We start from the raw sequence: 13,107 nt of genomic DNA on the forward strand, positions 1-13,107 counted from the left end.
CGAAAGGGCGCTGACCTTCTGGTCGCGCCCTTGAAGTTGAACGTCAGATTGTCCAAATGCGGCCCGCGCAGCGTCGAGCCGTTACGCGGTTTGGTAAAACCGCGCAACAACTACTTTGGTACCTTGACATTCATTTCTCATGCTCCTAGATTGGTTAGGCACAAAACAATTCCACTACCTAACTAAAGAAAGGAGCAACACTAATTCATGTGCGATGAACCTCTTAACCTTTGTTCGCACGAGCCCGGCGGTGACCCGTCGCAACCGGTAGACATACCCGAAGCGGTCGGCGCCGAAGACAGACTCGCCAAGCGCATCCTGAGCGGCCTGGGGTTTTGCGGCCATTACATGCATTTTCACGGCGGCGGTATATCTGGCAAGGCGCCCATCGTCTGCCTGCTCGCTAAGCAGCCGACCGGCGAGCTGTCCCAACAGGAACTCGGCATGCACTTCGACCTCAAGCCGGGGTCCCTTTCCGAGATTCTGTCCAAGCTCGAACTGGGCGGTCTTATCGAGCGCAGTCGCAATCCCAAAGACCGTCGGCAGCTCACCATCCGCCTGACCGATGCGGGATGGGAAAAGGCCCGCGTTGAGCAGGCAGCCCGCATTCGCTTTAGAGAGCAGGCCTTTAGTGCCCTCACCCACGACGAGCGCGAACAGCTCGCCGAAATGCTCGAGAAAATCCGTGTAACCTGGGAGGAACTGGATGATTAAAACCCTCATGGGCAGCATCCGCGACTATATGAAAGTCACTGTTGCCACGCCATTGCTCGTGCTTGGCGAGGTGCTCTGCGAGATGCTGATTCCATTTATCACCGCCAACCTGATCGACGCCATCAAAGACGGCGCCACCGTAGCCGAGATGCTTCCCACCGCGGGCTTTTTGGTGCTCATCGCGCTGACGTCGCTTGCTTTTGGCGCCGCTGCCGGCGTCACCTGCAGCCATGCGAGTTGCGGCTTCGCCAAGAACCTGCGTCACGACCTGTTCTACAAGATCCAGACGTTCAGCTTTGCCAACATCGATGATTTCTCGAGCTCCTCGCTCGTCACGCGCCTGACCACCGACATCAACAACGTGCAGCAGGCCTTTATGATGATCATCCGTATCGCCGTGCGCGCGCCGCTGGTATTGGTCTTCGCCTTTACCATGGCATTTATCATGGGCGGCAGCGTCGCCATGGTCTACCTGGTCATCATTCCGCTGCTGGGCTTTGGGCTGTTCTTTATCATCTTTAAGGTGCGCCCCATCTTCTCGCGCGTGTTCCACAAGTACGATGCCCTTAACGAGTCCGTCGAGGAAAACGTCACCGGCATGCGCGTGGTCAAGAGCTACGTGCGCGAAGACTTTGAGAAGGAGAAGTTCGCGACCGCCGCGCGCGACGTCCAGATGGACTTCACCCGCGCCGAGAAGCTGCTCGCCTTTAACAACCCCATGATGAACATCTGTGTCAACGGCGCGTTTGTCGTCATCATCTACCTGGGCTCCAAGCTCATCATCACGAGCCAGGGCACGCTGTTCGACGTGGGCCAGCTCTCCTCGATCTTTACCTATGGCTTCCAAATCCTCATGAGCCTGATGCAGCTGTCGATGATCTTTGTCATGGTGACCATGGCCGACGAATCAGCGCACCGCATTACCGAGGTGCTAGCCGCCGAGCCCACGATCGCCAACCCGGCCGAGCCCGTGCTCGAGGTTGCCGACGGCTCCATCGACTTTGACCACGTGAGCTTTAAGTATTCCGCGCATGCGAAACGCCAGGCGCTCGACGATATCGACCTGCACATTACGAGCGGTGAGACCATCGGCATCATCGGCGGCACCGGCTCGGCCAAGTCCACGCTCGTAAACCTCATTGCCCGCCTGTACGACGCCACCGAAGGCACCGTGCGCGTGGGCGGCGTGGATGTGCGCGACTACGACTTGGACGCCCTGCGCCACCAGGTGGCCATGGTGCTGCAGAAAAACGTGCTGTTTAGCGGCACCATTGCCGAAAACCTGCGCTGGGGAGACCCGAACGCCACCGACGAGGAAGTCCGCGAGGCGGCACATCTGGCCTGCGCCGATGAGTTTGTCGACGGCTTCCCCAAGGGCTACGACACCTGGATCGAGCAGGGCGGCTCCAATGTTTCCGGCGGTCAGAAGCAGCGCCTGTGCATTGCGCGTGCCCTGCTGCGTCGCCCCAAGATCTTAATCCTGGACGACTCCACCAGCGCCGTCGACACCAAGACCGACGCCAAGATTCGCGCAGGGTTGGCAAGCTATCTGCCCAACACGACCAAGCTCATCATCGCCCAGCGCATTAGCTCCGTGCAGGACGCAGACCGCATCATCGTCATGGAGGGCGGACGTATCGCTCAGATCGGCAGCCATGACGAGCTACTCAAGACGAGCGAGATCTACCGCGAGACCTTCACCTCGCAAAACAAGATGTCTGCCGAGGGCGAAGGAGCCGTCGAGGCCGACACCGAGGCATCCGTAACGCAAGCTCAGACCCAGGAAGGAGGCGAGGCACATGAGTAAGGCAACGACCGCCGAGCGCGCGCTCAACCGCAAGGGCGGCACCATGTCGCGCCTCATCAAGACGCTCTTTGGCTTCTACCCCGTGCTTTTGCCCCTCGTCGTCGTCGGCGTGGTGCTCTGCGCCATCATCAACTCCATCGGCGCGACCTTCCTTCAGAGCGCTCTGCAGATTATTAGCGAATCGTGGCAGTCGGGCGATTGGGAAGCCGCACAGCCCAAGATCGCACAGCTCGTGACCACCCTCGCCTGCATCTACGGCGTCGGCATCCTGTCCTCGCTCTTCTGGAACCGCGCCATGGCCATCGTCACGCAGGGCTCGCTCGAGAAGCTGCGCGAGAAGATGTTCAACCGCATGCAGGACCTGCCGATTCGCTACTTCGACACGCACCAGCGCGGCGACATCATGAGCCACTACACCAACGACATCGACACGCTGCGCCAGATGATCAGCCAGTCGCTGCCCAACCTGCTCATGACGACCATCGTCATCGTCACGGTGTTCTTTATCATGCTGTACTACAGCGTTTGGATGTGCCTGGTCATTGTGGCAGGCGTCGCCTTTATGACCTTTATGACCAAGCTGCTCGGCTCCAACTCCGCGCGCTTCTTCATTGCGCAGCAGACCGAGCTCGGCGTGGTCGAGGGTCATATCGAGGAAGTCATGAACGGCCAGAAGGTCGTCAAGGCATTCTGCCACGAGTCTGCCGCCGAGGCTGATTTTGACGAGCGCAACGAAAAGCTCTTCGAGGTCTCGCAGAAGGCCAACATGTACGCCAACATCCTCATGCCTATCCTTATGAACCTGGGCAACCTGCTCTACGTGCTGGTCGCACTGGCAGGCGGCATTTTCCTGGCGCTGGGCGTGCCCAACCTGAGCATCTCGGGCATGACACTGTCCATCGCCGTCGTGGCGCCGTTCCTCAACATGACCAAGCAATTCTGCGGACAGATCGGTCAGATCTCGCAGCAGATCAACGCCGTGGTCATGGGCCTCGCCGGCGCCGACCGTATCTTTGAGCTCATCGACGAGAAGCCCGAGACCGACGAAGGCTACGTGACGCTCGTCAACGCGCAGGTGAACCCCGATACCTGGCAGCTCGAGGAGGCCGACCGCCACACCGGCATGTGGGCGTGGAAACATCCGCACCGCGCAACCGGCGAGATCGAGTACGTGCCGCTGCGCGGCGACCTGGTCATGGACAACGTCGACTTTGGCTACACGCCCGACCACGAGGTGCTGCACGGCGTGTCCGTGTTTGCCAAGCCGGGCCAGAAGGTCGCGTTTGTCGGCGCCACCGGTGCCGGTAAGACGACCATCACCAACCTCATCAACCGCTTCTACGACATCGCCGACGGCAAGATTCGCTACGACGGCATCAACGTCAACAAGATCCGCAAGGCCGATCTGCGCCGCTCGCTGGGCGTCGTGCTGCAGGACGTGAACCTGTTCACCGGCACCGTGATGGATAACATCCGCTACGGCAACCTGGATGCGACCGACGAGGAGTGCATCGCGGCGGCCAAGCTCGCGGGCGCCGACGACTTTATCACCCGCCTGCCCGACGGCTACGACACGATGCTCACCGGCAACGGAGCACAGCTGTCGCAGGGCCAGCGCCAGCTGATTTCGATCGCACGCGCTGCCGTCGCCGATCCGCCGGCAATGATTCTGGACGAGGCCACGAGCTCCATCGACACCCGCACCGAGGCCATCGTGCAGGCAGGCATGGATAAGCTCATGGAGGGCCGCACGACGTTTGTCATCGCGCACCGCCTGTCCACCGTGCGCAACTCCGACGCGATCATCTGTCTGGACCATGGCCGCATCATCGAGCGCGGCAACCACGACGAGCTGATCACCAAGCGCGGGTATTACTACCAGCTGTACACCGGAGCGTTTGAGCTGGAGTAGTTCGGCCCGCCGAGACGGCCGATTTGCCGCTCATTCGTCGGGCATGACCCTAAGGTCAATGCCCTCCTCTTTCGGGGCAAATCGACTCATCTCAACGACCCAAACACAATGCACCGCAACGAATAAAGCCTCCGCAGCACACACGAGCTGCGGAGGCTTTATTCATGCCGGCCGGAAACCGTATCCCACTATTCGGGCCCAGAATGGGATGCCGTTTCCCGCTGGGCCCCCTCCGGGAAACGGCATCCCATTTCAAGGGCATAAACCGGGATGTGGTTTCCCCTAACGGCACCTTTGGGAAGCCGCATCCCACTCTGGACGCACAAAACGGGATGAGCTTTCCCATGGTGATCCAAGACCAGAAACATGTCCGATAGCGCGGCCAGGTCAAGAACAACAAGGCAAGCGTCACGCCAATTTGGACGAGCGTCTGCTGCAGTTTGAGGCTGCTGGCCCATATGGTAGAGTTAACCACCCATGAATTTCAGCACGCTGGGTGCCACCTGCGCTTTTGCCATTTGAGGGAGTGAACTTGTGAATACTTCTGTCGCCAAGAAGGCCAGCCAGGCGGTGCGCCTGCTCATGATGGTGCTCACGGCAGTTCTCATCTTCTTCTTCATCAATGTTATGCTGCTCGTCTCCGATATCCAGGGCACGGCGCGCGTAGTCAACTACGCCGGCCTGGTACGCGGCACCACGCAGCGAATCGTTAAGCTCGAGGACGCGGGCCAGCCTCAAGATGACCTGCTCAAAGCCGTGGATTCATACATCAACGGTTTGCGTTACGGAAGTGACGACCTCAACCTCGTCCGTCTCGACGACGATGAGTATCAGGCAAAAATGACCGAGCTTGCAAATTATTTTGATGAGCTTTGCACCGAGATTGCCCGTGTGCGTGAAGTCGGCTACGAGAACACCGATATCATCGCGATGAGCGAGGAGTTCTTTGGTATTTGTGACGATGCTACACGACTCGCGGAGGACTACTCTCAGGAGAAGGCGTCGGCGCTCAACTATCTCGAGGGCCTGGTGATCATCGACATCATGGGCTTGGTGGCGACCTTTGCGGTCGAACTTGTTCGCGCGGTGCGAACTGCCGCGCTCAATCGCGAACTGCAGAACAAAGTCTATCTCGACGAAGCCACAGGACTGCCCAACAAGAACAAGTGCGAGGAGGTCTTGGGGCAGGAGCAGCCTGTCTCCGCGGAGGCGCCCGTTGCGGTGTGCGTCTTCGACCTTAACAATCTGCATACGGTCAATAACAACTTCGGTCATGAGAAGGGCGATGAATACATTCGCTCTTTTGCCCAACAACTGGGAAGTGTGGCATCCGAGACGTGCTTTGTGGGCCGCGACGGCGGCGATGAGTTTATCGCGGTGCTGCGGGATTCCGATCGGGCTGCCGTGGAGTCTTGTCTCGCTCGGGTCCGTGCGAACGTGAACGAGTATTCCGAGGCTCACCCCGACATGCCCATCAGCTATGCGGTGGGCTTCGCGCTTTCCAGTGATTTTGATGAACCGCCTACGATGCGCGAGCTCTTTTCCCAGGCCGACAAGAACATGTACGTCGATAAGAACCGCGTAAAGGCAGCCGAGACAGCCGACCCGCAACGCGAGGACCGCTAAACCCGTCCCAAATGAGCTATTTGAGGAGTTGGGCCATGGCGTTGACGAATTTTTGGACTTGGAGGGTGGGCTCGAGCGGGTAGTGTAGAAAGACCGGCACCTCGCGCCCGCACAGGAACGGCACACCCACAAAGGCCGGGTGCACCCCCGACCATGCGCCGCAGGTGAGCACCGCGTCACCCTTTTCCTCTGCCTCGTTAAAGAGCGCAAAGTCAAAGCTGTCCACGTCGATCACGTCTACGCCGCCGTCGGCCAACAGATCGATACGCAGACTGTCCATAGCGTCGTTGCCGTGACGGAGCACGCGCAGGCGCATGCCCTCCAAGTCGGCAACCGTGATGCGCGTCTTGCGCGCAAGCGGACTCGTGCGCGGCAGGTCGATATAAAACGGCACGTTGACAATGCGAAGCTTTTGGCAGGCGTCGCCCCAGCGCGGGGTAGAAAAACTCGACTGCACCACATCGACCTCGCGGCCCAAGCTGCGCATGACGGTCTCGCGCTCGTCATAGAGGTCGCTTACCGGCACGATCTCAAATCGCAGCGATGGCTCCAGCTCGTGCACGCCCGTCCACATCGAAAGCGTCTGGCGCCCCGGGCACATCATCGACACGCCCAGGCGTACGGCATCGCCATCGCCTGCCGCGCGTCGGGCACGGCGTAGCGCGTCCTCGGACTGCCGCATGATCGAACGTGCATCGTCCACCAGCAGAGCACCTGCCGGCGTCACCTTAACACCAGAATGCGAGCGCTCGAACAGCGTGATGCCGAACTCGGCCTCGAAGCCCGACACCTGCTTGACGAGCGCCGGGGTCGACACGCGCAATTTTGCCGCCGCACGCGAGAAGCTTCCCAGTTCCGCGGCGGCCGATATGGCCTCAAGTCGTCGATCGTACACGTCAATCTCCCGTTTTCGCGCCTGTGGCCACATGATGCCACAGGGGGTTGTTTTCGCAGGTCACGCGCTTAATTGAGAAAAAACTGCATCGCACGGTGTAAACCTACGGTTAACTTCATTCTAACAAATATGCAATTCACCTGCGCAAATGCAAAGCATACGATAACCAGCGAAAACCACGTGGGTCGGTTAATGGGAGCGACCCACCGGGAGGCACAAGAAGGGAAGTTCCTATGAGCAATTGGCTTAAGCTCGAGGGCGATGTCTGCGCCGTGACTGGCGCACTCGGCGGTATGGGCGTCGAGATTTGCCGCGAGTTCGCCCGCAACGGCGCCAACGTCGTCCTGCTCGACCTGGACGAGGAGAAGGTCAAGGCCGCAGCCGCCGACCTCGCCGCCGAGTTTGGCATCCACGCCGAGGGCTACAAGATGAACGCCACCGACGAGGCCGAGGTTCAGGCCGCCGTCGATGCCACCATCGCCGACTTCGGCCGCGTCGACGTCCTTGTCAACACCGCCGGCATCCTGCGCTTCGCCGCCATGGAGGACCTGCCGCTGAGCGACTGGGAGCAGGTGCTCAACGTCAACCTCACCGGTTACTTCATCACCTCGCAGCGCTTTGGTCGCGAGATGATCAAGGCCGGCCAGGGCCGCCTGGTGCACATCTCGACCGTCGCCAGCCACTCCCCCGAGACGTTCTCGGGCGTGTACAGCTCCACCAAGGCCGGCGTCAACATGATGTCCAAGATGCTCGCTGCCGAGTGGGGCCCCTACGGCGTGCGTTCCAACTGCGTCGAGCCCTGCTTCGTCAAGACCCCGATGTCGGCCAATTTCTACGCCGACCCCGAGGTCGAAAAGAGCCGCAGCCGTCTAATCGCCACGCGCCGCATCGGCGAGGTCAACGATATCGCCAACGCCGTCATGTTCCTGGCATCCAAGCGCTCGGACTTTACCACCGGCGACGCCATCAAGGTCGACGGCGGCTTCTCCAACATGATGGGCGACCTCACCGCCAAGCCCGGCGGCCGTCGCGCCTATGCCGATAACTACCTTAAGAACAAGGGCGTCGAGCTCTGGTCCGATGAGTCCGGCGTCGCCAAGCCGACCGACCAGTAAACCAACCTGACAGGGAGGCCCCGCGGACACGCCCGCTCCTCCCCCATATCGATTAGAAAGAGTCCAATGGCTTCCACCAACTCCAACAAGGGTCGCGCCGTCGTGCTTTCCGCCGCGTGCGTCACCATGTTCTTCATCAGCTCCATCGCGCTGTATTCCGTCGTGAGCAAGAACCTGCTCGCCGTCTACCCCGAGTGGTCGAGCGCCCTTACCTGGGCTTTTCCCGTCTTCCAGACCATCATGGCCGTGACGGGCATCTTCGCCGGCCGTATCTCCGATAAGATCGGCCCGCGCAACGTTGTGATCGCCGCCGCCGTGTGCTACGGCGTGGGCTGGTTCATGTCCGGCACCGTCACCGAGCCGTGGCAGTTCTACCTGTGGTTCTCACTCGTCGCCGCCGTCGGCAACGGTCTGGGCTATAACCCGGCGCTCACCACCGGCCAAAAGTGGTTCATCGACAAGAAGGGTCTCGCCTCCGGCATCACCCTGGCCGCTTCGACCGCCGGTCCCGCCGTGCTGTCCCCGGTGCTCGCCTCGCTGCTCATCCCGAGCCTGGGCATCTTTGGCGCCCTTAAGGCGCTCGGCGTCATCTTCTTTGTGATGATCGCTGCCTCCGCCCTGTTCCTGAAGGCTCCCGAGGCAGGCTGGCTGCCCGAGGGCTTCGAGGCCCCCAAGGGCGGCGCGCACGCCGGCACCTTCGGCGACCTCACCCCGGGCGAGATGGTCAAGACCCCGCGCTTCTGGGTCCTCATCGTCACCTTCGCCTTCGCCGCCACCGCGGGCACCCTGCTCGTGGGCAAGGTTGCCTCCATCGCCGCCGTCCAGCTCTTCGCCGACCCCACGAGCGCCGCGGCCGTCGCCCTCGGCGGTGTGGTGGTCTCCGTCAACACCTGCGCCAACCTAGTTGGTCGTCTGTCCTTTGGCCAGATCATCGACAAGCTCGGCGCCTATAAGTCGCTGCTCATCAGCCTTGTCGTCACCATCGTCGCGCTCGTCATCATGTCGATGAGCTTTACGCAGGGCATGTTCTTTGTGGCGCTCGCCCTGCTCGGCTTTAGCTTTGGCGCCCTGCTCGTCATCTACCCGCCGCTCACCGGTGGCGCCTTTGGCACCAGCAACATCGGCGTCAACTACGGCATCATGTTTTTGGGTTATGCCGCTTCCACCTGGATCAGCCAGCCCATCACCGCCGTGCTGTATCACGCCGAGGCCGGCAGCGCCGCCTACCAGCAGTCCTTCTACGGCGCCATTGTAATCGCCGCCATCGCCGTCGTGCTCACCGTCTACATGATGGTCTCCGACAGCAAGAAGAAGTCCGCCTAGTTTTACCGATGCGGCAAAGGGACAGCCCCTTTGCCGCATTCCACCGGTCACCAGTATTAAGGAGTCGAAATGTCTGAGCTCAACCCCGTCCGCATTGCCGTTATCGGCGCCGGCGCCATGGGCCGCAACCACATCCGCTTTGTCACCGAGGAGCCCGAGGCCGAGCTCGTCGCCATCGCTGACGCCTTTGAGGGCGCCCGCGCCACGGCCGAGGCCGCCGGCGTGCCGTTTTACACCGATCCCGCCCAGATGATGGACGAGGTCAAGCCCGAGGCCGTCATTATCGCCACGCCCAACGACCTGCACCTGGGCGTTGCCCGCGAGGCTGTGAAGCGCAACATCGTGCCGTTGGTCGAAAAGCCGATCTCCAACGACCTGGAGGATGCCCAGACTTTCGCTGCCGAGGCCGAGACCGCCGGCGTGCCCGTGCTCGTGGGCCAGCACCGTCGCCACAACCCCTTCGTCAACAAGGCCAAGGAGATCATCGAGTCCGGCGAGCTGGGCAAGCTCACCGTGTCGAGCTTCCACTACATGATCTATAAGAATGACGAGTACTTCGATGTCGAATGGCGCCGCAAGAAGGGTGCCGGCCCGATCCTGGTCAACCTGGTGCACGACGTCGACCTGCTCCGCTACCTGCTGGGCGAGCCCGTTGCCGTCCAGGGTATGCAGTCCAGCGCCGCCCGCGGTTTTGAGACCGAGGACTCCGCCGTGGTCAACGTCCGTTTTGCCGATGGCGCGCTCGCAAGCATGACCATCTCCGACGCCACCGCCAGCCCCTGGAACTGGGAGGCAACCGCTCGCGAGGACCCGCAGTACCGCCCCTTCGACGCCGACGCCTACTTTATCGGCGGCACTAAGGGCGCCCTGTCGCTGCCCCGCCTGCACCAGTTCTCCTACGACGGCGCCTCCAACTGGCACAAGCCGCTGCAGATGGAGATTCCGGCCGTCGACCCGGCACTGCCGCACAAGATGCAGCTCAAGCACTTTGTGAAGGTTGTCCGCCGCGAGGTCGAGCCCGTCGTGACCCCCGCCGACAACGTTAAGACGCTCACGCTTCTCAACGCTATCAAGGAGGCCGCCGAGACCGGCCAGCTCGTCGAGCTGTAATGCCTTAAGAGCGACCGCGGCAGAAACCCCATGCCGAACCCTTCGGTCCGTCACCAACAAGCCCCTCTTCTTTGCCCCGCGAGCAGCCTCCTGCCCGCGGGGCATTTTGCTACCTTGCCGACGATTTTTCTGGGGCGGGGGCTATTTTGCACCTCGGCTTGATTCGTTCGCCACGAAATGGGCCTATCTACTACGCTTAACCGATCGCCCTCAACCATGCCGAATTTCGCGAAATAAAAACCGCAGGTAGACGGCTTGCGTATTCTCTGAAAACCGGGGAATGGTCGACCCATATGGGTTAAACGTAGTAGATAGGCCGTTTTCGTGACGCGGGCCCAAAACAGTCTTTTGGGACGGGTGGTATCCTTGGTAGCCCTGTGCTGCAAACGCACCTTAAACGCAAGGAGTCCCATGGATCTTATCGCCCAGCTCGCCCGCGAGCTCAACCTTAAGGCTGACAACATCGAGGCAGCCGTCAAGCTCATCGACGAGGGCAACACCATTCCCTTTATCTCGCGCTACCGCAAGGAAGCCACGGGTGGCATGGACGACGTCGCCCTGCGCGCGCTCGACGAGCGCCTGTCCTACCTGCGCAATCTTGAGCAGCGTAAAAAGGACGTCATTCTGCTCATCGACGCCCAGGGCAAGCTCACGCCCGAACTCGAACAGCAGATTCGCGAGGCCACGCAGCTCCAGCGTGTCGAGGACCTCTACAAGCCCTACCGCAAAAAGCGCATGACCCGCGCGCAAAAGGCCCGCGAGGCCGGCCTGGAGCCGCTCGCCAACATGGTCATCATGCAGGCCTCGGCCAAGGGCAGCGCACTCGACGCCGCCGCGGCATACGTCAACGAGGAGGCCGGCTTCGACACGCCCGAGAAGGCGCTCGCCGGCGCCGCCGACATCGTGGCCGAGACGGTAGCCGAGGACCCCGAGAACGTCGCCGACCTGCGCGCCTTTACGCAAAACACCGCCGACATCGTCGTCGAGGCCACCGACCCCGCCGAAAAGACTCCCTACGAGCCGTACTACAGCTATGATGAGCCACTGCGCCGTATACCCAACCACCGCGTGCTGGCTATCGACCGCGGTGAGCGCGAAGGCAAGCTCCGCGTGCGCGTGAACGTCGACGGCGCTGCCGCCACGGCGCGCCTCGGCAGCCGCTGGCCCCGACGCCAGGGCGTCTTCGCGCCCGTCTTTGACGCCGCCATCGCCGACGGTTACAAGCGCCTCATGGCCCCCTCGCTGGAGCGCGAGGCCCGCGCCAAGCTCACCGTCCGCGCGCAGACCGAGGCCATCAATATCTTTGCCAAGAATCTCGAGGGCCTGCTCTCGGCACGCCCCGTGCGCGGCGCCCGCGTGCTCGCGCTCGATCCGGGCTACCGCACCGGCTGCAAGGTCGCCGTCATGGACGAGACCGGCAAGCTGCTCGACCACAGCGTGGTCTACCCCACCAAGCCGCGCCACGACGTCGCCGGCACCAAGCGCGAGCTCGCCCGCCTCGTCAAGAAGGACGGCGTCAACACCATCGTCATCGGCAACGGTACCGCCAGCCGCGAGACCGAGGAAGTCGTCTCGGAGTTCATTGCCGAGCAGGCGCCTGGGCTGCGATACACCATCGTCAACGAGGCCGGCGCATCGGTGTACTCCGCCTCCGAGCTCGCCAGTCAGGAATACCCCGATCTGGACGTCACTGTGCGCGGCGCCATGAGCCTGGGCCGCCGCCTGCAAGACCCGCTGGCAGAGCTCGTCAAGATTCCGCCCCAGTCCATCGGCGTGGGCCAGTACCAGCATGACCTTGACCAGACCGAGCTCTCGCGTACCCTGGGCCACGTGGTGGAAGACGTCGTCACCCGCGTGGGCGTCGACGTAAACACCGCGAGCGCAAGCCTGCTGGGATACGTATCGGGCATCACGCCGAGCGTGGCCAAGAACATCGTGGCCTACCGCGAGGAAAACGGCGCCTTTACCGATCGCCGCCAGCTCAAGAAGGTCCCCAAGCTGGGACCCAAGGCATACCTCAACGCCGCGGGTTTCCTGCGCATCAGCGGCGGTAAGAACCCGCTCGACGCGACGAGCGTCCACCCCGAAAGCTACGAGGTGGCCACGTCCGTCCTGGAACGCGCCGGCGTTAAAGCCAGCGAGCTCAGCCGTGGCGGCGTGCCCGACATCGAGCGCCGCCTGGGCAGTATCTCGGCGCTGGCAAGCGACCTGGACTGCGGCACCCTGACGCTCATCGACATCGTCAACGAGCTCAAGAAGCCCGGTCGCGACCCGCGCGACGACGCACCCGAGGTGGTCTTTAGCCGCTCAGCGCTTTCCATCGACGACCTGGAGCCCGGCATGGAACTCAAGGGCACGGTGCGCAACGTTGTGGACTTTGGCGCCTTCGTCGACGTGGGCGTGCACCAGGACGGCCTCGTACACATCTCCAAGCTGGCCAACCGCTTTGTCAAGCACCCGAGCGACGTGGTGCGCGTCGGTGACACGGTCAAGGTGTGGGTCGAAAAGGTCGATCGCGACCGCAAGAAGATCTCGCTCACCATGGTACAGGGGAAGTAAACCGCCAAAGCAGGGGTACCCCCTGTAGTGACGTGCAAAATCGCGA

At 61.8% G+C, this 13,107-nt stretch carries 9 protein-coding genes; 8 read left to right on the top strand and 1 reads right to left on the bottom strand.

Annotated elements, in window-relative coordinates:
* Window positions 1-207: 207 nt before the first annotated feature.
* The 4 genes from I2D57_RS03125 (at window position 208) to I2D57_RS10035 (ending at window position 6,059) form a co-directional block, all read left to right on the top strand.
* Window positions 208-714, top strand: a complete 507-nt coding sequence (locus I2D57_RS03125; protein WP_195361439.1) for a MarR family winged helix-turn-helix transcriptional regulator — start codon at window positions 208-210, stop codon at window positions 712-714.
* The gene (locus tag I2D57_RS03130) at window positions 707-2,521 is read left to right on the top strand and encodes an ABC transporter ATP-binding protein (RefSeq protein ID WP_195361440.1); all 1,815 of its coding nucleotides are present in this window, start codon (window positions 707-709) and stop codon (window positions 2,519-2,521) included. Before I2D57_RS03125 ends, I2D57_RS03130 begins: the two co-directional genes overlap by 8 nt.
* Window positions 2,514-4,433, top strand: a complete 1,920-nt coding sequence (locus I2D57_RS03135) for an ABC transporter ATP-binding protein (RefSeq protein ID WP_195361441.1) — start codon at window positions 2,514-2,516, stop codon at window positions 4,431-4,433. Before I2D57_RS03130 ends, I2D57_RS03135 begins: the two co-directional genes overlap by 8 nt.
* Before the next feature lie 534 nt (window positions 4,434-4,967).
* The gene (locus I2D57_RS10035; protein WP_324249188.1) at window positions 4,968-6,059 is read left to right on the top strand and encodes a GGDEF domain-containing protein; all 1,092 of its coding nucleotides are present in this window, start codon (window positions 4,968-4,970) and stop codon (window positions 6,057-6,059) included.
* Window positions 6,060-6,075: 16 nt separating this feature from the next.
* On the opposite strand, the gene I2D57_RS03145 is transcribed toward I2D57_RS10035, so the two are convergent.
* Window positions 6,076-6,954, bottom strand: a complete 879-nt coding sequence (locus I2D57_RS03145; protein ID WP_324249189.1) for a LysR family transcriptional regulator — start codon at window positions 6,952-6,954, stop codon at window positions 6,076-6,078.
* Between the two features lie 233 nt (window positions 6,955-7,187).
* Between I2D57_RS03145 and I2D57_RS03150 the strand changes: the two genes are divergently transcribed.
* The 4 genes from I2D57_RS03150 to I2D57_RS03165 all read left to right on the top strand — a co-directional run bounded on the left by I2D57_RS03150 (window position 7,188) and on the right by I2D57_RS03165 (window position 13,061).
* A complete protein-coding gene (locus I2D57_RS03150; RefSeq protein WP_195361443.1) occupies window positions 7,188-8,069 on the top strand; it encodes an SDR family NAD(P)-dependent oxidoreductase in 882 nt (293 codons plus the stop codon).
* Window positions 8,070-8,135: 66 nt separating this feature from the next.
* Entirely contained in the window at window positions 8,136-9,392 is a 1,257-nt protein-coding gene (locus I2D57_RS03155) for an MFS transporter (RefSeq protein WP_195240106.1), read from the top strand.
* A gap of 69 nt (window positions 9,393-9,461) precedes the next feature.
* Window positions 9,462-10,502 (top strand): Gfo/Idh/MocA family protein, encoded by a 1,041-nt coding sequence (locus I2D57_RS03160; protein ID WP_195361444.1) that lies wholly within the window; start codon window positions 9,462-9,464, stop codon window positions 10,500-10,502.
* 411 nt (window positions 10,503-10,913) lie between these two features.
* Window positions 10,914-13,061, top strand: coding sequence for a Tex family protein (locus tag I2D57_RS03165; RefSeq protein ID WP_195361445.1), 2,148 nt, complete (start codon window positions 10,914-10,916; stop codon window positions 13,059-13,061).
* Window positions 13,062-13,107: the final 46 nt, after the last annotated feature.

It is taken from the genome of Collinsella aerofaciens, from assembly GCF_015553355.1.
GTDB lineage: Bacteria > Actinomycetota > Coriobacteriia > Coriobacteriales > Coriobacteriaceae > Collinsella > Collinsella aerofaciens_V.

Coding starts and splice junctions, on each gene's coding strand:
- I2D57_RS03125 (WP_195361439.1), top strand. CDS start 208: ATGTGCGATGAACCTCTTAACCTTTGTTCGCACGAGCCCGGCGGTGAC.
- I2D57_RS03130 (WP_195361440.1), top strand. CDS start 707: ATGATTAAAACCCTCATGGGCAGCATCCGCGACTATATGAAAGTCACT.
- I2D57_RS03135 (WP_195361441.1), top strand. CDS start 2,514: ATGAGTAAGGCAACGACCGCCGAGCGCGCGCTCAACCGCAAGGGCGGC.
- I2D57_RS03150 (WP_195361443.1), top strand. CDS start 7,188: ATGAGCAATTGGCTTAAGCTCGAGGGCGATGTCTGCGCCGTGACTGGC.
- I2D57_RS03155 (WP_195240106.1), top strand. CDS start 8,136: ATGGCTTCCACCAACTCCAACAAGGGTCGCGCCGTCGTGCTTTCCGCC.
- I2D57_RS03160 (WP_195361444.1), top strand. CDS start 9,462: ATGTCTGAGCTCAACCCCGTCCGCATTGCCGTTATCGGCGCCGGCGCC.
- I2D57_RS03165 (WP_195361445.1), top strand. CDS start 10,914: ATGGATCTTATCGCCCAGCTCGCCCGCGAGCTCAACCTTAAGGCTGAC.